This is a genomic window from Humidesulfovibrio sp., from assembly GCF_030689645.1.
Lineage (GTDB): Bacteria > Desulfobacterota > Desulfovibrionia > Desulfovibrionales > Desulfovibrionaceae > Humidesulfovibrio.
In genome coordinates, this window is record NZ_JAUYFU010000048.1 from 139,390 (window position 1) to 163,179 (window position 23,790).

Annotated in this window: 22 protein-coding genes; 10 read left to right on the plus strand and 12 right to left on the minus strand. The window is 59.8% G+C overall.

The features are described from left to right. Window position 1 precedes the first annotated feature (1 nt). Window positions 2-1,642, minus strand: coding sequence for a CTP synthase (locus Q8O35_RS07475; RefSeq protein WP_305572014.1), 1,641 nt, complete (start codon window positions 1,640-1,642; stop codon window positions 2-4). A 133-nt stretch (window positions 1,643-1,775) separates the two neighbouring features. On the opposite strand from Q8O35_RS07475, the gene Q8O35_RS07480 reads away from it, so the two are divergent. Then, window positions 1,776-2,585, plus strand: a complete 810-nt coding sequence (locus tag Q8O35_RS07480) for a phosphoribosylformylglycinamidine synthase subunit PurQ (protein WP_305572015.1) — start codon at window positions 1,776-1,778, stop codon at window positions 2,583-2,585. Window positions 2,586-2,588: 3 nt separating this feature from the next. Further along, complete coding sequence (locus tag Q8O35_RS07485; RefSeq protein ID WP_305572016.1) at window positions 2,589-3,098, plus strand: nucleoside deaminase; 510 nt, start codon at window positions 2,589-2,591, stop codon at window positions 3,096-3,098. A gap of 173 nt (window positions 3,099-3,271) precedes the next feature. Here Q8O35_RS07485 and Q8O35_RS07490 read toward each other — a convergent pair whose 3' ends face one another. The 3 genes from Q8O35_RS07490 to rsfS are packed head-to-tail and all read right to left on the minus strand — an operon-like array spanning window position 3,272 to window position 5,468. Then, window positions 3,272-3,505, minus strand: coding sequence for a hypothetical protein (locus Q8O35_RS07490; protein ID WP_305572017.1), 234 nt, complete (start codon window positions 3,503-3,505; stop codon window positions 3,272-3,274). A gap of 20 nt (window positions 3,506-3,525) precedes the next feature. Further along, entirely contained in the window at window positions 3,526-5,058 is a 1,533-nt protein-coding gene (gene gpmI / locus Q8O35_RS07495) for a 2,3-bisphosphoglycerate-independent phosphoglycerate mutase (protein ID WP_305572018.1), read from the minus strand. After that, on the minus strand, window positions 5,058-5,468 hold the full coding sequence (gene rsfS, locus Q8O35_RS07500; RefSeq protein WP_305572019.1) for a ribosome silencing factor: 411 nt from the start codon (window positions 5,466-5,468) through the stop codon (window positions 5,058-5,060). Before rsfS ends, gpmI begins: the two co-directional genes overlap by 1 nt. 399 nt (window positions 5,469-5,867) lie before the next feature. Here rsfS and Q8O35_RS07505 point away from each other — a divergent pair, with 399 nt between their 5' ends. The 3 genes from Q8O35_RS07505 to Q8O35_RS07515 are packed head-to-tail and all read left to right on the plus strand — an operon-like array spanning window position 5,868 to window position 8,051. Then, on the plus strand, window positions 5,868-7,175 hold the full coding sequence (locus tag Q8O35_RS07505) for a phenylacetate--CoA ligase family protein (protein ID WP_305572020.1): 1,308 nt from the start codon (window positions 5,868-5,870) through the stop codon (window positions 7,173-7,175). A 52-nt stretch (window positions 7,176-7,227) separates the two neighbouring features. After that, on the plus strand, window positions 7,228-7,659 hold the full coding sequence (locus Q8O35_RS07510) for an ACT domain-containing protein (protein ID WP_305572021.1): 432 nt from the start codon (window positions 7,228-7,230) through the stop codon (window positions 7,657-7,659). Between the two features lie 38 nt (window positions 7,660-7,697). Continuing rightward, window positions 7,698-8,051: an Hpt domain-containing protein gene (locus Q8O35_RS07515; protein ID WP_305572022.1), complete on the plus strand. Its 354-nt coding sequence runs from the start codon at window positions 7,698-7,700 to the stop codon at window positions 8,049-8,051. A gap of 77 nt (window positions 8,052-8,128) precedes the next feature. On the opposite strand, the gene dapB is transcribed toward Q8O35_RS07515, so the two are convergent. Genes dapB through uvrB form a run of 4 tightly spaced genes read right to left on the minus strand, consistent with a single transcriptional unit; the run spans window position 8,129 to window position 14,313 of the window. Continuing rightward, the gene (gene dapB / locus Q8O35_RS07520; protein WP_305572023.1) at window positions 8,129-8,920 is read right to left on the minus strand and encodes a 4-hydroxy-tetrahydrodipicolinate reductase; all 792 of its coding nucleotides are present in this window, start codon (window positions 8,918-8,920) and stop codon (window positions 8,129-8,131) included. A gap of 15 nt (window positions 8,921-8,935) precedes the next feature. After that, the gene (gene ligA, locus Q8O35_RS07525; protein WP_305572024.1) at window positions 8,936-11,263 is read right to left on the minus strand and encodes an NAD-dependent DNA ligase LigA; all 2,328 of its coding nucleotides are present in this window, start codon (window positions 11,261-11,263) and stop codon (window positions 8,936-8,938) included. An 8-nt stretch (window positions 11,264-11,271) separates the two neighbouring features. After that, window positions 11,272-12,309, minus strand: a complete 1,038-nt coding sequence (locus tag Q8O35_RS07530; protein WP_305572025.1) for a TrkA family potassium uptake protein — start codon at window positions 12,307-12,309, stop codon at window positions 11,272-11,274. After that, window positions 12,310-14,313 (minus strand): excinuclease ABC subunit UvrB, encoded by a 2,004-nt coding sequence (gene uvrB, locus Q8O35_RS07535; protein WP_305572026.1) that lies wholly within the window; start codon window positions 14,311-14,313, stop codon window positions 12,310-12,312. Between the two features lie 88 nt (window positions 14,314-14,401). Between uvrB and Q8O35_RS07540 the strand changes: the two genes are divergently transcribed. Further along, on the plus strand, window positions 14,402-14,893 hold the full coding sequence (locus Q8O35_RS07540; RefSeq protein WP_305572027.1) for a hypothetical protein: 492 nt from the start codon (window positions 14,402-14,404) through the stop codon (window positions 14,891-14,893). A gap of 49 nt (window positions 14,894-14,942) precedes the next feature. On the opposite strand, the gene Q8O35_RS07545 is transcribed toward Q8O35_RS07540, so the two are convergent. After that, a complete protein-coding gene (locus tag Q8O35_RS07545) occupies window positions 14,943-15,320 on the minus strand; it encodes a CrcB family protein (RefSeq protein WP_305572028.1) in 378 nt (125 codons plus the stop codon). A 71-nt stretch (window positions 15,321-15,391) separates the two neighbouring features. Here Q8O35_RS07545 and Q8O35_RS07550 point away from each other — a divergent pair, with 71 nt between their 5' ends. The 4 genes from Q8O35_RS07550 (at window position 15,392) to aat (ending at window position 19,450) form a co-directional block, all read left to right on the plus strand. Beyond that, window positions 15,392-15,985, plus strand: coding sequence for a class IV adenylate cyclase (locus Q8O35_RS07550; protein ID WP_305572029.1), 594 nt, complete (start codon window positions 15,392-15,394; stop codon window positions 15,983-15,985). A gap of 83 nt (window positions 15,986-16,068) precedes the next feature. Then, window positions 16,069-16,380, plus strand: a complete 312-nt coding sequence (locus tag Q8O35_RS07555; protein WP_305572030.1) for an ATP-dependent Clp protease adaptor ClpS — start codon at window positions 16,069-16,071, stop codon at window positions 16,378-16,380. A gap of 5 nt (window positions 16,381-16,385) precedes the next feature. Continuing rightward, window positions 16,386-18,761, plus strand: a complete 2,376-nt coding sequence (gene clpA, locus Q8O35_RS07560) for an ATP-dependent Clp protease ATP-binding subunit ClpA (protein WP_305572031.1) — start codon at window positions 16,386-16,388, stop codon at window positions 18,759-18,761. Next, complete coding sequence (gene aat / locus Q8O35_RS07565) at window positions 18,758-19,450, plus strand: leucyl/phenylalanyl-tRNA--protein transferase (RefSeq protein WP_305572032.1); 693 nt, start codon at window positions 18,758-18,760, stop codon at window positions 19,448-19,450. Before clpA ends, aat begins: the two co-directional genes overlap by 4 nt. On the opposite strand, the gene Q8O35_RS07570 is transcribed toward aat, so the two are convergent. The 3 genes from Q8O35_RS07570 to Q8O35_RS07580 form a co-directional block, all read right to left on the minus strand. Beyond that, window positions 19,447-20,523, minus strand: a complete 1,077-nt coding sequence (locus Q8O35_RS07570) for a chemotaxis response regulator protein-glutamate methylesterase (protein WP_305572033.1) — start codon at window positions 20,521-20,523, stop codon at window positions 19,447-19,449. The genes aat and Q8O35_RS07570 overlap by 4 nt on opposite strands. 28 nt (window positions 20,524-20,551) lie before the next feature. Further along, a complete protein-coding gene (locus Q8O35_RS07575) occupies window positions 20,552-21,367 on the minus strand; it encodes a protein-glutamate O-methyltransferase CheR (RefSeq protein ID WP_371133107.1) in 816 nt (271 codons plus the stop codon). A 92-nt stretch (window positions 21,368-21,459) separates the two neighbouring features. Then, the gene (locus Q8O35_RS07580; RefSeq protein ID WP_305572035.1) at window positions 21,460-23,673 is read right to left on the minus strand and encodes a chemotaxis protein CheA; all 2,214 of its coding nucleotides are present in this window, start codon (window positions 23,671-23,673) and stop codon (window positions 21,460-21,462) included. Window positions 23,674-23,790: the final 117 nt, after the last annotated feature.

A 23,790-nucleotide genomic window follows, 5' to 3' on the forward strand; every position in this document is an offset into this window, starting at 1 on the left:
GCTACTTGCCCTTGGCATACTTCACCGCAGCGGCGATGAACTCCCGGAACAGCGGATGCGGATGCATGGGGCCGGACTTGAACTCCGGATGGAACTGGCAGCCCAGGAACCAGGGGTGCCCGGGCAACTCGACAATCTCCACCAACTCCTCGTCGGGCGAGGTTCCAGAAAGCACAAGACCAGCCTTCTGCAAGGCGTCGGCGTACTTCTTGTTGAACTCGTAGCGATGACGGTGGCGCTCTTCGATCTTGGGCTCGCCGTAAGCTTCCATGGCCTTGGTGTCCTTCACCAGCTTGCAGGGGTACGAACCCAGACGCATTGTGCCGCCCTTATTGGATTCCTCGCTGCGCTTCTCGACCTTCTTTTTGCGGAAGTCATACCACTCGGTCATGAGGTAAATGACCGGATCAGGCGTGAACTCGTCGAACTCCTGGGAATTAGCTTTCTCAAGGCCCAGCACGTGGCGCGAAAACTCAATGACCGCGCACTGCATGCCAAGACAGATGCCGAAGAAGGGCACCTTGTTCTCGCGGGCGTACTTGATGGACAAAATCTTGCCCTCGATGCCGCGCGAGCCGAAACCGCCGGGCACCAGGATGGCGTCAAGATTCTTGAGGCGCTTTTCAACATTCTTTGGCGTGAGTTCTTCCGAATTCACGTACTCAAGTTCGAGGGCGACCTCATTGGCCACACCACCATGAACAAGGGCTTCGTGGAGGCTCTTGTAGGCCTCCTTCAGATCCACATACTTGCCAACGATGCCGACCTTGACCTTGCCCTTGGGATTGTTGATGCGGCGGTTCAGCTCCTTCCAGGGGTCCAGCTCAGCGTTCTTGGCCGGCAGCTTGAGCAGGATGGCGATCTTCTGGTCCACGCCCTCGCGGTAGAACTCCAGGGGCACCTCATAGATGCTCTTCACGTCGACGGCGGAGAACACGGCGTCGCGGTCCACGTCGCAGAACAGAGCGATTTTGGCCTTGAGCTCGTCAGGAAGGGGCACTTCAGAGCGGCACAGGATAATATCCGGCTGGATGCCGATGGAGCGCAACTCCTTGACGCTGTGCTGCGTGGGCTTGGTCTTGAGCTCGCCTGCGGCGCGCATGTAAGGCACCAATGTCAGGTGGAGATACAGAACGTTTTCCTTGCCAAGATCGTTCTTGAGCTGACGGATGGCCTCCAGAAATGGCAGGCCCTCGATGTCGCCCACGGTGCCGCCGATCTCAATGAGTGCGACGTCCTCATCGTTCTTGGCAACGTTGAGCACGGCATGCTTGATCTCGTCCGTGATGTGCGGGATGACCTGCACGGTGCCGCCCAGGTAGTCGCCCCGGCGCTCTTTGTTGATGACGTTCTCGTAGATGCGCCCGGAGGTGAAGTTGTTGCCCTGGCCCATGTGGATGTTCAGATAGCGCTCGTAGTGGCCCAGATCCAGGTCCGTTTCGGCTCCATCCTCGGTGACATAGACCTCGCCATGCTGGAAGGGGTTCATGGTGCCGGGGTCCACGTTAATGTAGGGGTCGAGCTTCTGAATGGTGACCTTGAGGCCGCGCGCCTGCAACAACGCGCCGATGGAGGCTCCGGCCAGGCCCTTACCCAGCGAGGAAAGCACTCCGCCTGTGATGAAAATGTATTTGGTCTTCATGCAAACACCCCTTCAAGTCTGCTCAGGTTCTATTTCCCGTGTGTTGACGACTGTAGCCTGCACACGTATTCTTGTCGTTTGCGGGACCGGAATTGTGAACGGTTCCCGCGTCCATCGCCGCAGGAGGACGATCATGGCCCGCGTCAAAGCACTTGTTCTTACCGGATACGGCACCAATTGTGAACAGGAATCCGCACACGCAGCCCGGCAATCCGGGGCAGACGAAGCGGATATCGCCTATTTCTCAGACATTTCCTCCGGCCATGTGCGGATGGAAAGTTATAACTTCCTCATTTTTCCCGGCGGATTTCTTGATGGCGACGATCTGGGATCGGCCCAGGCCGCGGCTTTACGCTGGCGTTTCGCCAAAACAGCCACGGGCGAACCGGTCATAGACCAGCTGCGCGCCTTCTTTGAGGCTGGCGGCATCATCCTCGGCATTTGCAACGGGTTCCAGCTTCTTGTGAAGCTGGGTCTTTTACCCGCCCTGGAAGGGAAATACTTCGAGCGCCAAGTATCACTTTCCAACAACGATTCCGCACGCTTTGAAGACCGCTGGGTGCACCTGAGCGTAAACCGCAACAGCCCGTGCGTATTCACCAAAGGCTTGGACAACCTGTACTTGCCCGTGCGCCACGGCGAGGGCAAAATCGTGCCACTCGACCAAGCCACACTGGACGCGCTGGAGGCCAACAACTTGGTGGCCCTGCGCTACGTGGATCCTGAAAGCGGACAGCCGACCCAAGAATACCCGCTGAACCCCAACGGTTCGCCCAACGCCATCGCCGGCCTCACCGACCCCACGGGCCGCATTCTGGGTCTCATGCCCCACCCCGAAGCCTACAATCACCCGTGCAACCACCCAGGCTGGACACGCGGCGAAACCTCGGCACTGGGCTTGACCCTACTGGAAGCCGGGGTGCGCTACCTGAAAGCCCTGTAAACCATGCGCCCCGCGCCAACCCCGCCAGCCCTGCCGCCTGGACATGAGAACGGCCAGACCTGGCGCTCCCTCATGGCCCTGGCCTTTGACGAGGCCTGTCTGGCCGCGGCGGAGTCCGAGGCTCCAGTTGGCGCGGTGCTCATTGATGCCCAAGGCGCAGTGCTGGCGCGCTGCCACAACAAGTCCATCGCTCTCAATGATCCCACGGCCCACGCGGAGGTGCTCTGCCTCCGCGAGGCCGGTGGCAAAATCGGCAACCATCGCCTAAGCGGCTGCATCCTGGCAGTAACCTTGGAGCCCTGCATCATGTGCCTTGGCGCGCTGCTGCACGCGCGGGTGGCGGGGATAATCTTCGCCGCGCACGACCCCAAGGCCGGAGCTCTGGTGTCAAATCTCAACGGTGCCAACCTCCCCTTTTCCAACCACCGCCCCTGGGTCCTCCAGGGCGTTATGGCCGAGGACTGCGGCGCACTCCTGAAACGCTTCTTCCTTGCCCGTCGCAAACCCCTCTGACCTTCTCTCAGGCTTCCCCGGCAGATCGATTCGTAGGATCTTCCACTCTAGATAAATGATAGAGTTTGTCTACATATCGATATTTAAGCACATTTAAACAGGATCTTTGCTCCAACAAAAAAATCGGCTGCGCACCACTCGATGCGCAGCCGCAAATTTCATAGGACAAAGAGCTAGAGAAAATCAGGGTCGATGGCCGCTTTTCCGCCCGCCAGCATGATCTTATAGTAACGCAAGGCGCGCTCATCCACAGGCACGATGGGGAAATTCTTCCGGCAGGCGTCGCACTGAGCCATGGCCGGCCTTGTGGGCGCGATGAGTGTGACTTCCCGGGCGCAGTGGGGGCACTGATAAAGGAATATAATCTCCATGCCCGCAGGGCGCACGGGCGTAATGGGCTTGGACATGGCTCTCCCCTGCTCCGCGCCTAGTCGGCGAAGAGGCTTTCACCGCTCATGGCGGCAGATTTGTGGAGGCCCCAGGAGGCCAGAATGGTGGGCGCGATGTCGCCCAACTTGCCGGGGCTGAGCCTGCGCCCGCCCTTGGCGTCGATGTGCAACAGGGGCACCGGATTAGTGCTGTGCGCGGTCTGCGGGCCGCCAGATGCGTCAAGCATTTCCTCAGCATTGCCATGGTCAGCCGTGAGGAATACCTGGCCGCCAGCGTCCAGAAAAGCCTTCACGAGCCTGCCGACGCACTCATCAACGGTCTCGCAGGCCGCAATGGCAGCCGGGATTATGCCTGTGTGCCCAACCATATCCAGATTGGCCAAGTTGCAGACGCAAAGGTCGAATTCGGCCCGGCGCTCAAGCAATGCCTCGGTGACCTCGCGGGCGCTCATCTGCGGCTTATGGTCGTAGGTGGGAACCTCGCGTGGCGAGGGGATCAGAACGCGCTGTTCACCAGGAAGTGCTTCTTCAACGCCGCAGTTGAGAAAATAGGTCACGTGGGCGTACTTTTCCGTCTCTGCGATGCGTAGCTGCGTAAGTCCGTTTTCGCTCACCACCTGGCCCAGAAATCCATCCAGGGGTTGGGGGCCAAAGGCCGCAGGCAAGGGAAAGGTGGATTCGTACTGGGTCATGGTCGCAAAGGCTGAAAGCTTGGGGCAGTAAGGACGCGCAAATTCCTTAAAGTTCTGCTCGAAAAAAGCTCGGCAGATCTGACGAGCGCGATCCGCACGAAAATTGAAGAAAAACAAGGCGTCGCCGTCGCCGATCTGCCCGAGGGGAACGCCAGCCTCATCCACCACAACGCGCGGCTTCACGAACTCGTCCGTCTCGCCCGAATCATAGGCTGCCTGGATGGCGCTCACAGCGTCGCGCACCGGCACGCCCTGCCCACAGGCCAGGCCGAGGTAAGCCAGTTCGTTGCGCTCGTAGTGCTTGTCGCGGTCCATGGCGTAGTAGCGTCCAGTGACGGTAGCCACCCTGCCCGCTCCGATCTCGCCAAGCTTGGCTTCAAGGGCCTGCACGTAGGTCAGGCCGCTTTTGGGCGGTGTGTCGCGTCCATCCAAAAATGCATGGATGAAGATATCCTTGACCCCTTGGCTGCTGGCCAAGGCAACGAGGGCATGGATGTGATTCTGATGGCTGTGAACGCCGCCATCGGACACCAGCCCCATGAGATGCAGGCGGCCGCCGCAAGCCTTGGCCTTGGCGCAAAGGTCAAGCAGCACAGGGTTGGCGGCGAACGAGCCGTCCTCCATGGCGATGTCGATGCGCGTCATGTCTTGGTAGACGATGCGCCCAGCGCCGATGTTCATGTGCCCCACTTCCGAATTGCCCATGAAGCCGTCCGGCAGGCCCACGGCCCGGCCAGCACAGGCCAGGCTCGTATGCGGATAAGTGGAGAACAATCCGTCAAGGACCGGGGTTTTCGCCATGGATACGGCGTTTCCCAGCCCGGCCGGAGCCAGGCCGAAACCATCGAGAATAAGCAGCAGCGTAGGCGCGACGGACATTATTGCTCCAGGGAAGGCTCCGAGCCTGCTCCCAGGGCAACGGGAAGGCGCTTGCCTTCAGACCAGAGGCCTTCGATGTTGTAAAACTTGCGCAAGTCTTCCTGGAACACGTGGACGATGATGTCGTTAAGATCCACCAGAATCCAGGAGCCGGTGTCGTAGCCCTCCATGCCGAAGGACACGAAGTTCTTCTCCTTGGCCAAATGCAGAGCAGCGTCCGCAAGGGACTGGGCGTGGCGCTGTCCGCGTGCGCTCACAACGATAATGTGCTCTGCAATGGGGCAAATTCCGGTAACGTCGAGCACCACAATGTCTTCTCCCTGCTTCTCGTACAGGCTCGCCGCCATGAGCTGGCTCTTCTGCTCAGTGGGGAGGGAAGGGGTGGTGGGAAGGGTCGATTTTTTCTTCATGGTTCCTCTGGCCGCGATGGGCGGCGGATGCTTGGCTTCGCTTGTACTGAAAACAGGACGCGAGCGCAATGCGCTTAAACCTACCCATCCTGAACCAGTAACGAACCCATGCGCGCTTACGAACAAACGCGCTGCAACCCACCCCAATGCCGCCTGTTCCTTGACGGGCACAGGGGATTCAGGCAAGAAATTTACATGCTGTATCATCCCCGAAGCCACACTCTCTCCCTCTGGACGAGCTTTTAGCAGCCAAGGCCGTGGTGGGGTTTCAGCGGGGCGGTACGCGAATCCTGGGCCATGGACGAGATAAACCTGGCTTCCCGTTGCGGGTGTTCGCCCGCTTACCTGAATACGCCGACGCAGTTCGCCCCCTGCGTGCCCTTGTAAGGAGGACAGGCCATGATTTTTGACGTGGAACACGAGACCTTGCCCCGCGAGGAGTTGGAGGCCCTACAGCTCCGCCGCCTGCAAAATGTCGTTGCGCGCGTGTACGAAAACGTGCCTTTTTACCGCAAAAAGCTTGATGAACTTGGCGTGAAGCCCACACACATCCAGAAGCTTTCGGATGTGACTCTCCTGCCCTTCACCGAAAAGCAGGACCTGCGCAACCACTACCCCTTCGGCCTCTTCGCCGTCTCACGCGAGAACATCGTACGCCTGCATTCCTCGTCCGGCACCACCGGCAAGGCCACGGTCGTCGGCTATACCAAGCGCGACATCAAGAACTGGGGCCAACTTGTGGCCCGCAGTCTGGCGGCGGCTGGCGTCACCACCGGCGACTTCATTCACAACGCATACGGGTACGGCCTGTTCACCGGCGGCCTGGGCGTTCACTACGGGGCCGAAGAGCTTGGCGCAACAGTGATCCCCATTTCCGGCGGCGGAACACGCAGACAGGCAATGCTCCTGCGCGACTTTGGCGCAACGGTCATCACCTGCACCCCATCCTACAGTCTTCACCTTTTTGAGGCTGCCAAGGAAATGGGCATCGACATCAAGGAACTACCCGTGCGAATCGGCATTTTCGGCGCCGAGCCCTGGACCGACTCCATGCGCGCCGAAATCGAGAGCAAGCTCGGAATCACAGCCATCGACATCTATGGTCTGTCAGAAATAATGGGCCCCGGCGTAGCCATTGAATGCGCCAAGGTCAAAAAGGGCCTGCACATCCAGGAAGACCATTTCCTGGCCGAGATCATCGACTCTGACACCGGCGAACAGCTCAAGCCCGGCGACAAAGGCGAACTGGTCATCACCACGCTGACCAAGGAAGGCATTCCGCTGCTGCGCTACCGCACCCGCGACATCAGCCGCCTGAACACCGCGCCTTGCCGTTGCGGCCGCACCACGGCCCGCATGGAGCGCGTCACCGGCCGCAGCGACGACATGCTGATCATTCGCGGCGTCAACGTGTTCCCCTCGCAGATCGAAACCATTCTGCTGGAAACCGATGGCCTCACCCCGCACTACCAGCTCATCGTCGGACGCATCAACAACCTCGACACGTTGGAAGTCCGCGTGGAGATCGACGAAGCGGTGTTCTCGGATCAGATCAAGAATTTACAACGCCTCGAATCCAAGATAGAAAAAAACATCAAGGAATTCCTGGGCGTCACCGCCAGATGCAAGCTGGTGGAACCCAAGAGCATTGAGCGCAGTGAAGGCAAGGCCAAGCGCATAATAGACATGCGCCAGAGCCAGGCATAGCCCGCCTGGAACCACACCGGGCACGAGCAAAAAAAACCAAGCGAGGAGAATCATGAAGGTCGATCAACTCTCCATCTTCCTGGAAAACCGCGCCGGTCGCCTGGCCGAGGTAACCCGCATCCTGGCCGACTCCGGCGTGAACATCCGCGCCCTTTCCCTGGCCGACACTTCTGACTTCGGCATCCTGCGCCTCATCGTCTCCGACTTCGAAAAGGCCAAGGAGAATCTCAAGGCTGGCGGCTTCACCGTTGGGCGCACCACCGTCGTCGCTGTGGAGGTCACGGACAAGCCCGGCGGCCTCAACAGCATTCTGGAGATGCTGCGCGACGCCAAAATCAACGTGGAGTATATGTACGCGTTCGTTAACCAGTCCGGAGCAAACGCAGTCATCATCTTTCGCTTCGACCGCACGGATCAGGCAATTGAGCTGTTGCAAAAGAACAACATCGCCATGGTGCCCGGCGAAACGCTTTACAAAATGTAGTCTACAAGAGGAGCCTTCTGGCTCCTCTTGTTTTAACCATGAAAGATACACGGCCACCCATCAACGCAGAATGGCTTGCGCGCATGCGGGCAACCAAGCCAGACCTTTTGCGCGAACTCTTCGCCATGTATCTGGCCGATGAGCCCAAGCGCCTGGCAGCACTATGCGATGCGGTGGCCAAGGGCGACCTGGAGTTGATGCGCTATCAAGCCCACTCCCTGAAGGGGGCGGCTGCGACAATGGGTATGGAGCGCTTATGCGATGCTTGCCGCGAACTGGAAGATGCGGCCAGGATTGGCTTCGGCGAGGCCCTGTCCCAAAGCTGCGCGAATGTCGAGCGGGAGGCTGAAGCCGTTTTCGCCGTCATGCGCGAGGATTCAGAACAAAGTTGACCCCTGACTGGCTGTAAAAAAAAACGCCGGACCTTTGCGGAGGCCCGGCGTTTTACGTTCAAGAAGGGTGAAGTCCCTTAAAGCGTATCGCCGATGCCGAAGAGGCGCTCAGGCTCCCTCTTGACCAGCCACTTGGCGGCGCGCAGCGCTCCCTGAGCGAAGTTCTCACGGGAATGCGCGCGGTGCGTCACCTCGATACGTTCGCCCGGGCCAAAAAAGTAGGCAGTATGGTCGCCAACGACATCGCCGCCGCGCAAAGCCATGACGCCGAGTTCCTTCTCCTGACGCTCGCCGATGATGCCATCGCGGGAGTGCTTCTTGACCTCGTCGTACACCCAACCGCGCGCCTGGGCCATACATTCGGCCAACTTCAGGGCCGTTCCGCTGGGAGAATCCTTCTTGCGGTTGTGGTGGATCTCCATCATCTCCATGTCGTAGGCCGGTCCCAGCATCTGGACCAGCATGGGCAGAACCTTCAGGAGCACGTTGACGCCCACGCTCATGTTTGGAGCGAACAAAATTGGCACACGGGTAGCGGCTTCCTCCACAATGGCAAGCTGTTCTGGCTTCATGCCCGTGGTGCCGATGACGATGGGGTTTCCGTGGCGCTTGCATATGTTCACGTGGTCCAGAGTAGCCTCGGGCGACGTGAACTCCACCACCACTGCGCGTGGATACTGAGGCAGCACCTCATCCAAATCGTCGGAAACGAGGCAATCCAGGTTCTCCAGTTCGGAAAGCCTATCCGCGCGCTCGATGACGGCTTTAAGATTCAATTCAGGGTCGCTCTGAGCAAGGCGCACCAGGGTGGAGCCCATGCGGCCGCAGCCGCCCATGATGATGACGTCGGTGATGAGATCGTTGGCCATATTCAGCCCTCCGTTTTACGGAATAGTTATTCCATGTTGGCGCAGCATATCCAAAAATTGCGGGAAGTCCAAGATGCTCAGGCCCAGATCACGGGCTTTTGCAAGCTTGCTCCCGGCCTCCTCGCCCGCCACCACGAAGTCAACCTTGCGCGAGACAGAACCAGAGCAGTTAGCTCCCAGCTTTTCCACCAAGGCCTGAGCCTCAGGGCGGCTCATGCCCGGCAAGCCGCCGGTGAACACGAAGGTTTTACCCGAAAGGGGCAAGTTGCCGTCTGCGGCTCCACCGCGCGGCCAGAGCCCCAGCTCTTTGAATCGCATCAGCATGGCCTTGTTGCCCTGGTTGGCGAAAAAAGCCCGGATGCTCGCCGCAACCTTAGGGCCAACGTCTTTAAGCTTCCTGAGTTCCAACTCATCAGCGACCAGCAGTTCGTCCATGCTGGCGAAGCGGCGCGCCAGCTCCTTGGCTGTCTGCTCGCCCACCTGCTCTATGCCGAGCGCGCTGAGGAACCGGGCCAGGGTCGCGGCTGCGCCGCCGGCGGCCACGGAGGACACGAAATTCTCCGCGCTTTTGGCGCCCATGCGCTCAAAGCCTTCAAGCTGAGCCTTGGTCAAGATGAACAGATCGGCTGGAGACTTGAGCAGACCAGCCTGAACGAGCTTCTCGATCCACTTCTCACCCACGCCGTCCATGGCCAGCCCAGCCTTAGACACGAAATGAACAATGCCCAGCACCACACGAGCCGGGCAGGCGTGATTGGGGCAGTAAGTGAACTTGTCCTCGGCCACGGCTGCGCTGCCGCAGACTGGGCATGCATCAGGGTAGACAAAGGCTTCGCGCGTCTGGTGCTCCGCGTCCTGCACGACCTCGGCCACCTGCGGAATAACGTCTCCCGCGCGCTGGATGAGCACGGTATCGCCCACGCGCACATCCAGTTCCTTGATATGGCTAAAGTTGTGCAAGGTGGCGCTGGAGACGACCACACCGGCAACGCGCACAGGCTCCAACTCGGCCACAGGGGTAAGCACGCCCGTGCGCCCCACCTGGATGTTGATGGCCTTGAGCGTGGTGCGGGCCTGCTCGGGCGGAAATTTCAGCGCCAGCGCCCAGCGCGGGGCGCGGGCTGTCTGGCCAAGCAGTTGCTGCAAGGCCAGATTGTTCACTTTGGCCACCACGCCGTCGATCTCAAATGGCAACTCGTGGCGACGGGCTTGGAGGTCGAGATAGAAGCGGGCCACCTCCTCAGCGGAGCGGCATACGCAGGCCTCTGGCGCAGTCGCCAGGCCAAAGGCGGCAATGCCCTTGATGACCTTCTCCTGCGTGGTCCAGCCGAGGGTTCCTTTCGCGTCCGCAACACGGCCTACGCCGTAGGCCAGAAAACGCAAAGGACGCGCAGCCACGATGTTCGGATCAAGTTGGCGAATGGATCCTGCGGCCGCATTTCGCGGATTGGCGAAGGCCTTCAGGCCCGCACGCTCTTGAGACTCGTTCAAGGCCGCGAAATCCGCGATTCCAATGACCACCTCGCCGCGCACGTCAAGCAGCGGTGGAACGTCCTGGCCGGATGGGAACAAGTGACCGCGGAGATTACGCACCATGCGCATGTTTGCCGTCACGTCCTCTCCAATTTCGCCATCACCGCGCGTGGATCCAACCACAAAAGTGCCGGATTCGTATGTCAGCTCGCCCGCCAAGCCATCCATCTTGGGCTCGACCCAAAATTCGTTCAAGGCGGCGCGCACGTCCGGGCCAACCAGGGTCTTGAGGCGTTCCAGGCCATTCAGTCGAAGGGGCCCGCCCATGCGCACTAAAGGCAGCAGGGAACGCGAGGCTCCCAAGCGCCCGGCTTTTATCGAGAGGGCATCCCAGCCAACGGCAGTCGTGGCCAGCAGACATTCCGCCACCATCTTGCGAAGCTCCGTGCTCAGGGTGCCCCGCTCGTCCTTCTTCTTGTCAGCGCTGACGGTGAAAGCACGTCCAATGCCTGCCTCGATGTCCGCAAGAATGACCTCGGTGACCGCATCGCGGAAGGCATTAGGCAGTTTCACTTCAGCGAACTCGCGCCACTCGTCCAGGCTCATGGCGTTGTCCAGGCTCATCATGGGCAGGGCGTGGCGGTGCGTGGCGAAGCCCTCGGCCACCTGTCCGCCAACGCGCCGCGTGGGAGAGTTCGCGTCGGCCCACTCAGGATGCTCCGACTCCAAGGCGGCAAGCTCCCTGAACAGCGCGTCATACTCAGCATCGGAAATTTCCGGGCTGTCGAGGACGTAATAGCGGTGGTTGTGGTGCTCCAGCAGTTGGCGCAACTCATTCACGCGCTGCCTGGGATCAACGAAAATGGTCACTTGCCAGCTCACAAAAAATCGCTGATGCGTTGCAGGCAGCTCTGCCTGCCCAGGGTGATGAGGGTGTCTGCGCTGCAAAGCACCTCCTTGGGGCCTGGGTTGAACACCAACTCACCTGATTCGCGCTTTATGGCCACGATGATCAGGTCAAAATCCTTGCGTATGTTGGAGTCCATTAGGTTCTTGCCCACAAAGGTCGAACCCGGGCTGATGACCAACTGCTCAAGCTGAAGGTCGATATTGCCGCGCACGGCCAGATCCAAGAAGTCGGTTACTGTGGGCCGCAGCACTGTTTGGGCCATGCGCATCCCGCCGATGAGATGCGGGAGCACGACCCGGTTTGCTCCGGCGAACTCAAGCCGCGTGATGTGCGAGGCGTTATTGGCCCGGGCGATGATGGTTATGTTGGGGTTCAACTGTCGTGCGGTGAGCGTCACATAGACGTTGGCCGCCTCATCGGTGAGGGCCGTGACGATGGACTTGGCGCGTTTTATGCCCGCACTCACCAGAAGGCCGTCGTCCGTGGCGTCGCCCGTGAGGTGCATGATGCCCGCGCGCTTGAGTTCTTCGATGAGTTCCGGCGTACGCTCAATAACCACAACATCAGAACTGTCCTTGAGAATCTCCTGAACTACCACGCCGCCGATGCGGCCATAGCCACAGACGATGTAGTGATTGTCGAGCTTGTCTATGCGCCGTTGCACTTTGCGCCTCCACAATAGATTTTGCAGGTGCCCGTCTAATAGCATCTGCGAAAAAGAACCAACGATGTAGGCGAAATTGCCCACGCCAAGGACGATGATTATTGCTGTCAAAAGCCGAGCGCGTTCGGACAGAGGGTGAATCTCACCAAATCCAACGGTGGAAAGAGTGATGACCATCATGTAGAAACTGTCGATGATGCTCCAGCCTTCCACAAACATGAAAATACACAGTCCAGCGGCAAAGACCATGCACATGAGAAACAGGCCCAACAGAAATTGGAACAGCGATCCCCATTTGTCTCTGATGGCCCGTATGCGGGCGATACTTAAAGGTGAACGCATTTACTCTCCCAGTTGCAGCAGCCGTTCACGCAGCGCGAGCACTCGGTCACGCAGGGTCGCAGCCCGTTCAAACTCCAATTCCTTTGCAGCTTCGCGCATTTCGCGCTCCAAGGCACCTATTTCTTTCTTGATCCGCTTAGGGTCGAGCTCGCGCAACAGCTCGTCTGGCGACAGGTCCTGGCCTCCAACCGACACATGGGCGGCAAGAGCGCCAAGGAGATTGTCCAGTCCCTTGATGATGGTCTGCGGAATGATGCCGTGCTCATCATTGTACAGAAGCTGCTTCTCGCGTCTACGGGCCGTCTCGTCAAGTGCCACACGCATGGAAGGCGTAGTTGAGTCGGCATAGAGCAGCACATGCCCACCAGCATTCCGCGCTGCGCGCCCAAACGTTTGGATAAGGGAGCGGGCGCTGCGCAGAAACCCCTCCCGGTCCGCGTCCAGAATGGCCACAAGGGACACCTCTGGGATGTCCAGCCCTTCGCGCAGCAGGTTGATGCCCACCAGAACGTCGAACTCGCCGGTGCGCAAGGCCTGGATAATAGCCATACGCTCAAGCGTCTCCACATCGGAGTGCAGGTAGCGCGCGCGGACGCCCATCTGGTTCAGGTAATCGGTGAGATCCTCGGCCATGCGCTTAGTGAGGGTGGTGACGAGCACGCGCTCGTTGCGCGTCATTCGGATCTTGCACTCCCCCAACAGGTCGTCCACCTGCCCGGATACAGGGCGAATCTCGATCTCGGGGTCCACCAGGCCGGTGGGCCGGATGACCTGCTCCACCACGAGCCCCTGACTGCGCTCAAGTTCCCAGGGACCAGGCGTGGCCGAGATGTACACCGCCTGGCTAAGCCGTCCCTTGAACTCCTCGAAGTTGAGCGGACGGTTGTCAAGTGCGCTGGGCAGCCGGAACCCGAAGTCCACGAGGGTGCTCTTACGCGAGAAGTCGCCATTGAACATGCCCCCCACCTGAGGAATCGTGATGTGGCTCTCATCGAGAAAGAACAAGAAATCGTCGGGAAAATAATCGATGAGAGTGGCCGGAGGCTGGCCTGGTGTGCGACCGTCCAAGTGGCGCGAATAGTTTTCGATGCCGTTGCAGTAGCCCAGTTCCTCAATGGTCTCCAGGTCGAACATTGTGCGCTGTTCAAGGCGTTGCGCCTCAACCAGTTTGCCTTGGGCGCGAAACTCGGTCAGGCGCAGTTGCAGTTCGTCGCGGATGGCGTCGGTGGCGCGCTTCAGGTTGTCCTGGTCGGAAACATAGTGGCTGCCGGGATAGATGACCGTCTTGCGCAGGGTCGCCAGCACCTGCCCGGTGAGCGGGTCGGTCTCCTGGATGCTCTCGATTTCGTCGCCGAAAAAGCTCACGCGCAGTGCCTTTTCACGGGCATAGGCCGGTATGAGCTCAAGGGCATCGCCGCGCACTCGGAAGGTTCCGCGGTGAAAATCCATATCGTTGCGCTCGTAGTGAACCTCAACCAGCCGTTTGATGAGCGCCTCAAGGCTCATCTGCTGGCCCGTCTCAACGGGGATGATCATCTTGGAGTAGTACTCCGGCGATCCAAGACCATAGATGCAGGACACCGAAGCCACGATGAGCACGTCGCGCCGAGTGAGCAGCGCATGGGTCGCTGCGTGGCGAAGTTTGTCGATGTCGTCGTTGATGGACGAGTCCTTCTCTATGTAGGTGTCCGAGTGCGGCAGGTAGGCTTCCGGCTGGTAATAGTCGTAATAACTAACAAAATACTCAACGGCGTTATTCGGGAACAATCCCTTGAACTCGTTGAACAGCTGGGCCGCCAGAGTCTTGTTTGGCGCAAGCACAAGGGCCGGGCGGTTCAGCCGGGCCACAAGATTGGCCACGGTGAATGTTTTGCCCGAGCCGGTGACGCCCAGAAGCACCTGGTCGCGCACGCCAGCTTTAACGTTGGCTTCAAGCTCTGCGATGGCCTGAGGTTGGTCGCCCTGGGGCACGAAATCGCTGACAAGTTCAAATGCTTTGGACATGATACCCGTTCCTTGAGCGCCCATGCCCCTTGTGCAGGGCGGACGAACAGACTACATTGGCGTATACAAAAAACGCCGGAGGCCAGCTGTGGAAATCAATATCATCGCGCCTGAACAGTCTTTACCCATTGATCGGGCCTATGCCCTGTCCATGACCATAAAAAGCTTCAAAGGACGCCGCGATGTTGAAGTGCATCTGTTTCGGCACATCTGGGACCCTGAGGAAGAAGAAGCAATCGACTGGGACAAACTTCTTGCCGCCCCCGGCATGAGCGAGGCCCCGGAAGCTTGTGGAAGCCGCAGGGTCGTGCTGGAATCCCTTAGCGAGGAAGAACGCGACAAAATCATCTGCTATTTGAATGAGCACTACGCCAATCGGCTTTCTGGCATCTTCTCAACACCCATCCCCTTCCCTGTGCCCATCGGGCTCATGGCCCTGTCCGACATAAGCGAGGGCAAGAGCATCGGATTCATACACTTTGAGCGCATTCCGCACTTTGATCTTGGCATCGCCCTGCGCGGGTTCTATGACTTGGGCCAACACCGGCCAATAGTTGAAACCGAGGCGGCGGCTGGATAATAGCAATGGCAAAGTGGGAGAGCCACCTTGTAGCCATTGCGGTTTTGATCTAAAATAGTCGCCCGAGAGCCAAACCGGCGAGGACACAGGCCAATCCCAGCACGGTCTGCCCAACGAGGTTCACCGAAGCCGCCAGCCACAGCCCGTTCTGCATGAGCGCCACAGACTCGAACATGTAAGTAGAGAAAGTCGTGTAAGCGCCCATGAACCCTGTGAGCGCATAGAGACGCATATCTCCGGGCAGGCCGCTGCGACTTTCCACAAGGGCGTACACCAGGCCAAAAAACAGGCACCCGCTTAAATTCACCAGGAAATTCCCCAAGGGAAAACCTTCGCTCGCAAGGCGTTGCGCGAAACCGCTGACCCAGAACCGGGTAAGGGTACCGGCGGCCCCGGCAAGACCAAGAAACATATATTTCTGGAGCATGCACTATCCCCGCAAGCGCCATCGGACGCCACAAGACCCTAGCAGCATGGCCCAAAGGAGAAAAGCGGAAAATGGCGTTGGAAACAGAGATCAAGTTCCTCAACGTAGACCACGATGCCCTGCGCCTTCGGCTTGTCGAGCTTGGCGCGCAACGCCTGAGCTACGGGTTTGAGTCCAATGTCGTTTACGACGATGCGGCAAGAACGCTCAAGGCCCAAGGCACCTTGCTGCGCCTGCGCGAAAAGAACAGCCGCTTCGTGCTCACCCTCAAGACCGCCTCGGCCCAAACCTCCAATCTGGCCAAGGTCTACGAGGAATCCGAGACCGAAGTGCTGGACGCGCCAGCCATGCGTGAGATCCTTGCAGGACTAGGCTACCTGCCTGCGCTCTGCTACGAGAAGGTGCGCGAGGAATGGTCGCTGCTTGGATGTGAGGTTTGCCTGGACACCCTGCCCTTCGGGTGCTTTGCAGAGATCGAAGGCGACGAGGCGGACATACAAGCTTGCGCCGCCGCCCTAAGCCTGCCGCAAAGTGCAGCATCCAAGGCCACCTACCACGATCTGAACCGCCAACACCGCACCGCCCAGGGCCTGTCTGTAGACGAGTCTTTCGTCTTCAACGACACGGACAAAGCCCTTGTTTTGTCCCGCATGACTACAGACTGAGCACTATCCCCCCTCGACAAAACTCGGTGAATGTCTACCATGTGCGATATGAAGAGAACATCATCAAATCGGAACGGAAAAGCATGAGCGGCAACACGGACACTCGCCAGTCGCCGGGCCTGGATTACGCCAGCGAAACCCGGGAACCGAGGAGATTCAAGGTTCTGCTCCATAACGACGACTACACAACCATGGAGTTCGTGGTGGACGTGCTCAAGCGCGTGTTCCACAAGGCCGAGCCCGAGGCCATGCGCATCATGCTGGCCGTGCACAAGCAGGGGCTGGGCATGTGCGGCGTGTTCACCGCCGAGGTGGCTGAAACAAAAGTTGACACAGTCCATACCATGGCCAAAGCTGCGGGATACCCCCTGCGCGCCAGCCTTGAGGAGGTCTGACCCATATGTTGAGCAAGGGACTTGAAGCCGTCCTCACCAACGCGTTCCATGAGGTCCGGCGTCGCCGCCACGAGTACCTGACCCTGGAGCACCTGCTGTTCGCCATGATCCACGAACCCGTGGGCAGCAACATCCTAGACGCCTGCGGAGCCAACGTGGAACGTCTGCGCGGACAGCTTGAGGGATTTTTCCGCGACCACATGGACCCCCTCCCCGCTGATACCGACACCGAGGTTGTGCAGACCTTGAGCGTTCGCCGAGTCATGCAGCGCGCGGTGTGGCAAAAGGAATCCTCGGGTAAGGACCTGGTCGAAGTGGGCGACGTCATCGCCGCAATGTTCGAGGAGGAAGACTCCTTTGCCGTGCACTTCCTGAGCAGCCAGGGCGTTTCGCGCCTGGATGTGCTGGAGTACATCTCCCACGGCTTGCGCGAGCCTGGCGGTTCAAGCGGCGGCACGGAAGGGAGTGGCGACGGGTCTGGCGAGGAGGATGCTCCTGAGCGTCCAGGCCAGCGTCAGGACGGCCCGCAGCGCAAGAACCCGCTGGAGGAATTCACTCGTGAGCTGACCGCCAAAGCAAAGGCAGGGGAGATCGACCCCATCATCGGACGCGCGGCCGAACTGGAGCGCATGATCCAGGTGCTGGCGCGCAGGCGCAAGAACAACCCCATCCTGGTGGGTGACCCCGGAGTGGGCAAGACGGCCCTTGCCGAGGGTCTCGCCCTGATGATCGCCCAGGGAAAGGTTCCAAAGCAGTTCGCGGAGGCCCATGTATTCGCCCTGGATATGGGTGCGCTTTTGGCTGGCACAAAGTACCGCGGCGACTTCGAGGCCCGGCTCAAGGGCGTGCTTGCCGAACTTAAGCGCGTGCCCGGAGCCATCCTCTTCGTTGACGAAATCCACACAATCGTCGGAGCAGGCTCTGTTTCCGGCGGCAGCATGGACGCCTCCAATATCCTGAAGCCTTTCCTGGCTGCGGGCGAGGTGCGCTGCATCGGCTCCACAACCTTTGAGGAGTACCGCAACAGTTTTGAAAAGGACCGCGCCCTGTCGCGCCGTTTCCAGCGCATCGACCTGGTGGAGCCCAGCGTAGACGAAACCGTAGAGATCCTAAAGGGGCTCAAGCCCTACTACGAGGACTTCCACGGCGTAGTGTACACGCCCCCTGCCCTGCGTTCCGCGGCGGAGCTGTCCTCGCGCTACATCACCGAGCGCTTCCTGCCCGACAAAGCCATCGACGTGCTGGACGAGGCCGGGGCGCAGTTCAAGCTCTCCACCCGCCCCCGCAAAAACCAGCGAATCACGGTGCAAGACGTGGAGCGCGTGGTGGCCCGCATGGCCCGCATCCCGGCCAGGCGGCTCACTGGCACGGACAAGGACCGCTTGCAGGGCCTGGAGGATGAGATCAGGAAGGCTGTGTACGGCCAGGACGCTGCCGTCGGCATCCTGTGCAAGGCCATCCGCCGCTCCCGCGCCGGCATGAAACAGCCCGGCAGGCCCCTTGGGGCGTTTTTGCTCACCGGCCCCACGGGCGTGGGCAAGACTGAGCTTTCCAAGCAGTTGGCTCAGGTCATGGGGGTGCAGTTCCTGCGCTACGACATGAGCGAATACATGGAGAAGCATGCGGTATCGCGCCTCATCGGAGCGCCTCCGGGCTACGTGGGATTCGACCAGGGCGGCCTGCTCACAGAGGCTGTGCGCAAGAGCCCGCACTGCGTGGTGCTGTTCGACGAGATCGAAAAGGCTCACCCGGACGTGTTCAATATCCTGCTGCAGGTGATGGATTATGCTACGCTCACGGACAACACGGGCCGAAAGGCCGACTTCCGCCACGCCATCCTGCTCATGACCTCCAACGCAGGCGCCCAGGACCTGGCCAAGAGCGGCCTGGGCTTTACGCGCAACGCGGAAAGCGATCGCAAGAGCGGCTCGCTCAAGGCCATTGAGCGGCTGTTCAGCCCGGAATTCCGCAACCGCCTCGACGCCATAGTGCCCTTTGACGCCTTGAACCGTGAGATCATGCTCAAGGTGGTGGACAAGCACATGAGCGAACTGGCTGAGCAGCTGAAAGAGCGCCGCGTCAGCGTGCGCCTCACCGTAGCCGCGCGCACGCGCCTGGCCGTGCTGGGCTACGACCCTGCGTACGGCGCACGGCCCATGGCCCGCGTGGTGCAGGTGGAGATCAAGGACGCCATCGCCCCGGAATTGCTCTTCGGCAACCTGCAGAAGGGGGGCACCGTGCTGGTGGACCTTGCTCCGGGCATTGATCCAGAGGCGGCGGCCAAATCCGGCGGCTCCTCCGGCGGCGAGAGTTCAGGCGGATTCGCGTTCCGCTACACGGCGCTGGAAACCCAGCCTAGCGAACCGGCTCTGGTGGAATGACAATCTACCGCCTCTTCGACGACCCGGTGTTCCCCGACCCGGAAGAGGCGGACCCGGACGGCCTGCTGGCAGTAGGCGGCGATCTGTCACAACAACGCCTCATCACGGCGTACTCACGGGGCATATTCCCGTGGTACGCTGAGGGGTCGCCCATCCTCTGGTGGTCGCCTGATCCACGCCTTGTGCTTTTTCCTAATCGCCTGCACGTTCCGTCGAGCCTCAAGCGCACGCTCAACTCCGCTCGTTTCAGCTTCACCCTGGACCAGGCCTTCAGGCAGGTCATCCGGGGCTGTTCTCGTGCCACACGCCCAGGGCAGGACAGCACATGGATTCTGCCCGAGATGGTGCACGCCTATGAGGCGTTGCATGCCCTAGGCATTGCGCACAGCGCCGAGGCCTGGCTGGATGGGAAACTTGCGGGCGGCATCTATGGCGTGGCACTGGGCGGGGTGTTCTTCGGCGAGTCCATGTTCCACGCCGCGCCAGACGCCAGCAAGGCGCTCTTCGTCACCCTGGTTCGCTGGCTTGGCGCTCGCGGCTGCAAGCTCATCGACTGCCAGCAGACCACAGCGCACCTGCTGCGCTTCGGAGCGCAGGAGATCTCGCGCAAGGAGTTCCTGCGCCAGTTGGCGGATGGATTGGATTCAAACACCCTGGCGGGAGGGTGGAATATTGAAGGCGTCAGCTAAGCCTTACAATACCGAACGACCTCGGCGGCGATGGAAGTCAGCGGCATGACCTTATGCACGCCGCCATGCTTGATGGCTTCCTGCGGCATGCCGAAGACCACGCACGAAGCCTCGTCCTGGGCGATGGTGTAAGCTCCGGCATCGAACATCTCGCGCATGCCCTTGGCCCCATCGTCTCCCATGCCGGTCATGATGACACCGAGAGCATTCTTTCCAGCATAGCGCGCACCTGAACGGAAAAGCACGTCAACGGAAGGCCGGTGGCGCGACACCAGGGGACCGTCCTTGACCTCCACATGATAGCGGGTTCCGCTGCGTTTGAGCAGCATGTGCTTGCTGCCCGGCGCTATGAGCGCCTGGCCGCGCAGCAGCGTATCGTTGTCCTTGGCCTCCCGCACGTTGACGCGGCAGATGCCGTCCAGACGCTTGGCAAACGCTGCCGTAAAGTGCTCCGGCATATGCTGGACAACGGCAATGCCTGGGCAATCCAGCGGCAAGGCCTGCAAAAAGGTCAGCAACGCCTCGGTGCCGCCGGTGGAGGCTCCCACCAGCACGACTTTCTCCGTGGTGCGAAAATTAGGAGCACCTGGCATGGCCTTGGCCAGCATCACGTCGGCATCAAGTTTAGGCGTGATCTTCAGCACTGAGGAACTAGAAATCTGCCGCACTTTAGCCTGAGCTGCGGCCCGCACTGCATCAATAATGCGGATGCGCGACTCCTCAAGAAACTGCTTCGTGCCGACCTTGGGTTTCGTGATTATCTCCACAGCGCCATATTCAAGGGCGCGAAAAGTCGTCTCGTCGCCCTCCTCCGCCAGTGAGGAACAAATGACCACCGGGATGGGGTGCTGGCTCATAAGCTTGCGCAGAAAGGTCAGGCCATCCATGCGGGGCATTTCTATATCCAAGGTGATGACGTCGGGCACCACCTCGCGCATCTTTTCAGCAGCAGCAAGCGGGTCGGCGGCCGAACCGACAACAATAATGCCAGGGTCAGAGTTCAGAATATCGATGAGCGTTTGCCGCACCAGGGCAGAATCGTCCACGACAAGGACTTTAATCTGCTTGCCCACTACTGTGCTCCTTCAAGGGACTGCATAACTAAATCTTCCTGTATACTGTCGGAGCAACAGGCTCAAGAGGCAAGTTCATTCCAGCAAGGCTCTCAGAATGGCCGATGAAGAGGTATCCCCCAGGCGCAAGCTTGCGGCAGAACCGTGAAAACAGCATCTCTTGCGTCGGGCGGTCAAAATAGATGACCACGTTGCGACAAAAAATAATGTCGAGCATGCCGTCGAACGAGAACTCCTCCATGAAATTCAGTCTGCGAAAGCGCACGTGATTGCGCGCATCAGGCCCGATGCGCACCAATCTGCGGGTGCGGTCCTTGCTGCGCAAGAGATAGCGTTTGCGGTACTCTTGTGGAATTGGGCCGATCTTCGTTTCGGGGTACACGGCGCGCACGGCCATGCGCAACACCTGGGTGCTGATGTCCGTGGCGAGGATTTTGAACGTGAAGCCTGCGTTCTGGCGGGCGAACTCGCTCATGACCATGGCCAAGGTGTAGGGTTCCTCTCCAGAAGAACATCCGGCGCTCCAGATGCTCATGGTGCGGCTGGCGCCGCCCCGTGCAAAGAGTTCTGGCAGCACCTTCTCCTGCATCAAATCAAAATGCTTGGGCTCGCGGAAGAAGTCCGTAGTGTTGGTGGTCACAACATCCACCAGATTCACCAGCTCATCCTCCATGCCCTGCGGGCTGAAGAGATAGTCGCAGTATTCCTCGTGGGTGGACATGCAAAGCTCGCGCAGGCGCTTCTGCAGCCTGGCCTCAAGAAGCGTCTTCTTCGAGGCGGGCATCTTGATGCCCAGTTCGGCCTTGATGAACTCGCTGAAGCGCTCGAAGATGCGATCGTTCATGCGCGTCAGGTTCGACGCTTCCGATGTGCTTTGCCCGGATTTGGCTCTTGCTGATCTGGCGTGTTCAGTCATGGTGCGCTGGCAGTCCTGCGTCAGGGGGTGTTGTCGGCGGCCACGGAACGCACTAGCCGGGGCACGTCCAGAATGAGCGCCAGACTGCCATCGCCCTTGATGGTGGCGCCGGAAATTCCTTCCACGTCGCGGTAAACCCGGCCCAGGCTCTTGATGACCGTCTGATGCTCGCCGATGACATGATCCACGACTATGCCGATGCGCCGACCTTCAACCCCAGTGATGACGATCTGTTCGATTTCCGGGGATTCGCCTTCCATCTCGAACCAGCGGCGCAGGTTAATGTAGGGCACCAGTTCGCCTCGAAGGTTGATAATGCGCTTACGGCCCGTGGGGTCCACATCCTTTTGATGCAACTCAACACACTCCTCCACCAATGAGAGGGGGATGACGAAGAAGCCATCGCCAACCTGCACCTGAAGCCCCTCGATGATCGCCAAGGTAAGGGGCAGACGAATGGTGATGGTTGTGCCGTGGCCGAGTTCACTCGAAATCTCAATGGCCCCGCGCAGGGAATCGATGGCCCTGTGGACCACATCCATGCCCACCCCCCTGCCGGAAATGCTGGTCACCTTGGCTGCGGTGGAGAAGCCAGGCAGGAAGATGAGCTTCAGCGCCTCTTTATCAGAAAGCTCGGCGTCCGGGGCGATGAGTCCTTTTTCCACAGCCTTCTGCCGGATGACGGTCGGGTCCATGCCCTTGCCGTCATCGGTGATGCGGATGAGCACTTCCGAACCCGAATGCTCTGCTTCAAGCAGTATGACTCCCTGCGGCTTCTTGCCAGCGGCCTTGCGCTCTTCGGGCATGTCGATGCCGTGGTCGAGGCTGTTGCGCAAAAGGTGCACCAGCGGATCAGCCAGGCGCTCCAGCACCGTCTTGTCGAGTTCCGTCTCCTCTCCGCGCGTCAACAGTTCGATGTCCTTGCCCAATTCCGAAGACAGGTCTCGCACGAGCCTGCGGAACTTGCTGAAGGCCGTGCCAATGGGCAGCATGCGTATGCCCAGGGTGCTGTCGCGCAGATCGGCGCTCAAACGCTCCAACTGCTCGGCCAGGGCCGTAAGTTGCGCATCGCCGCGATCGGAAACCATCTGTGAAATCTGAGCCTGCACAATGACCAGTTCGCCCACCAGGTCCACCAGGGTGTCCAGCTTGTCCGCCGCGACGCGCAAGCTGTTGCCGGCATCCTTCGAAACAGACTTGGGGGGTGCTTCGCGTTGGGCTTGCCCCGTGGCTGGTGCAGGAGTTGGCCTTGGCGCGACCAAAGGCGTGGACGGCGCTGCGATTGCCTGAGCGCTAGGAGCCGGCGCTGTATCTGGTTTGTCTGCAGGCGCAAGGGCTTGCTGCTCAAAGACTTGCGGCGCTTCAGATCCGGGCGGCCACGCAACATCTTCAGCGAACGCAACCGCCACCTCAGACTGAGCGGAATCTTCGGGGAATACCCCATCGGCATCAGCGGCGACGACTTCAACATCAAGATCGATGTCTGTGAAGAAAAACAAATCAAGTATCTCAGGGCGGGTAGCTGTGGTGACAAGGTTCACCTCCCAGCCAAGATACAGGGTCTGAGAGTCGATGGCGCTCAGTGGCGGCAAATCTTGATCATTCAGCTGCACTATGCACTGGCCCAAAGAACGGAGATCCTCAAAAAGCGGGTCAAGGTTCAGGTCTTTATCCACCTTGGGCTCACGCGGGCGAAAACGGATGCGATACGTCCCAGGCCCCACTGGATCCGATTCATGCAGGGCCGACTCGGCGGAAATGTCTTCAATCGTGTTGCGGGGAGCCTCGGCAATTTCTAGATTGTCAGGCTCAACAATAGCATCGCCCTGCGTCGCGGCTGGAGCCAAGGGCTTTCCAACCATTAACGCACGGGCATCAGCCTGGATGCTCAAGCCTTTCTCAGGCGAGCCATTCCCAAACTCGTCCTCACCATTCAGCAACCCCAGGATATGGTCGCGAGCTGCAAAGGAGGTGCTGACAAGCTCTCTGGTGACGACGAGTTCACCGTTGCGAACCTTATCAAACACGCTTTCGAGGGCATGGGTGAAGTCTGCGATGTCATCAAAGCCGAACATGGAGCCGGAACCCTTAATGGTATGCAACGCACGGAACACCTGGTTCACAAGGTCCATGTCGTGTGGGCTGGCTTCCAGTTCCAGCAAAGTCGAGTCGAGTTCCGCCAGGAGGTCCAAGGCCTCTTCGCGGAATATCGCGCGGCTTTCATCGTCGGACATCACGTGAGGCTCCTCACGGCAGACACACTACCCACCGGTTCAATCAGAAGAAGGCCGACCAAGCCGCCAGCCGAACCCAGGAATACTTGGCACGCTTGACAGTATGGTTCCGTAGAC

Bases quoted from the DNA above. Each gene is read 5' to 3' on its own strand.
- Q8O35_RS07475 (WP_305572014.1), bottom strand. From the start codon at position 1,642: ATGAAGACCAAATACATTTTCATCACAGGCGGAGTGCTTTCCTCGCTG.
- Q8O35_RS07480 (WP_305572015.1), top strand. From the start codon at position 1,776: ATGGCCCGCGTCAAAGCACTTGTTCTTACCGGATACGGCACCAATTGT.
- Q8O35_RS07485 (WP_305572016.1), top strand. From the start codon at position 2,589: ATGCGCCCCGCGCCAACCCCGCCAGCCCTGCCGCCTGGACATGAGAAC.
- Q8O35_RS07490 (WP_305572017.1), bottom strand. From the start codon at position 3,505: ATGTCCAAGCCCATTACGCCCGTGCGCCCTGCGGGCATGGAGATTATA.
- gpmI (WP_305572018.1), bottom strand. From the start codon at position 5,058: ATGTCCGTCGCGCCTACGCTGCTGCTTATTCTCGATGGTTTCGGCCTG.
- rsfS (WP_305572019.1), bottom strand. From the start codon at position 5,468: ATGAAGAAAAAATCGACCCTTCCCACCACCCCTTCCCTCCCCACTGAG.
- Q8O35_RS07505 (WP_305572020.1), top strand. From the start codon at position 5,868: ATGATTTTTGACGTGGAACACGAGACCTTGCCCCGCGAGGAGTTGGAG.
- Q8O35_RS07510 (WP_305572021.1), top strand. From the start codon at position 7,228: ATGAAGGTCGATCAACTCTCCATCTTCCTGGAAAACCGCGCCGGTCGC.
- Q8O35_RS07515 (WP_305572022.1), top strand. From the start codon at position 7,698: ATGAAAGATACACGGCCACCCATCAACGCAGAATGGCTTGCGCGCATG.
- dapB (WP_305572023.1), bottom strand. From the start codon at position 8,920: ATGGCCAACGATCTCATCACCGACGTCATCATCATGGGCGGCTGCGGC.
- Q8O35_RS07530 (WP_305572025.1), bottom strand. From the start codon at position 12,309: ATGCGTTCACCTTTAAGTATCGCCCGCATACGGGCCATCAGAGACAAA.
- uvrB (WP_305572026.1), bottom strand. From the start codon at position 14,313: ATGTCCAAAGCATTTGAACTTGTCAGCGATTTCGTGCCCCAGGGCGAC.
- Q8O35_RS07545 (WP_305572028.1), bottom strand. From the start codon at position 15,320: ATGCTCCAGAAATATATGTTTCTTGGTCTTGCCGGGGCCGCCGGTACC.
- Q8O35_RS07550 (WP_305572029.1), top strand. From the start codon at position 15,392: ATGGCGTTGGAAACAGAGATCAAGTTCCTCAACGTAGACCACGATGCC.
- Q8O35_RS07555 (WP_305572030.1), top strand. From the start codon at position 16,069: ATGAGCGGCAACACGGACACTCGCCAGTCGCCGGGCCTGGATTACGCC.
- clpA (WP_305572031.1), top strand. From the start codon at position 16,386: ATGTTGAGCAAGGGACTTGAAGCCGTCCTCACCAACGCGTTCCATGAG.
- aat (WP_305572032.1), top strand. From the start codon at position 18,758: ATGACAATCTACCGCCTCTTCGACGACCCGGTGTTCCCCGACCCGGAA.
- Q8O35_RS07575 (WP_371133107.1), bottom strand. From the start codon at position 21,367: ATGAACGATCGCATCTTCGAGCGCTTCAGCGAGTTCATCAAGGCCGAA.
- Q8O35_RS07580 (WP_305572035.1), bottom strand. From the start codon at position 23,673: ATGTCCGACGATGAAAGCCGCGCGATATTCCGCGAAGAGGCCTTGGAC.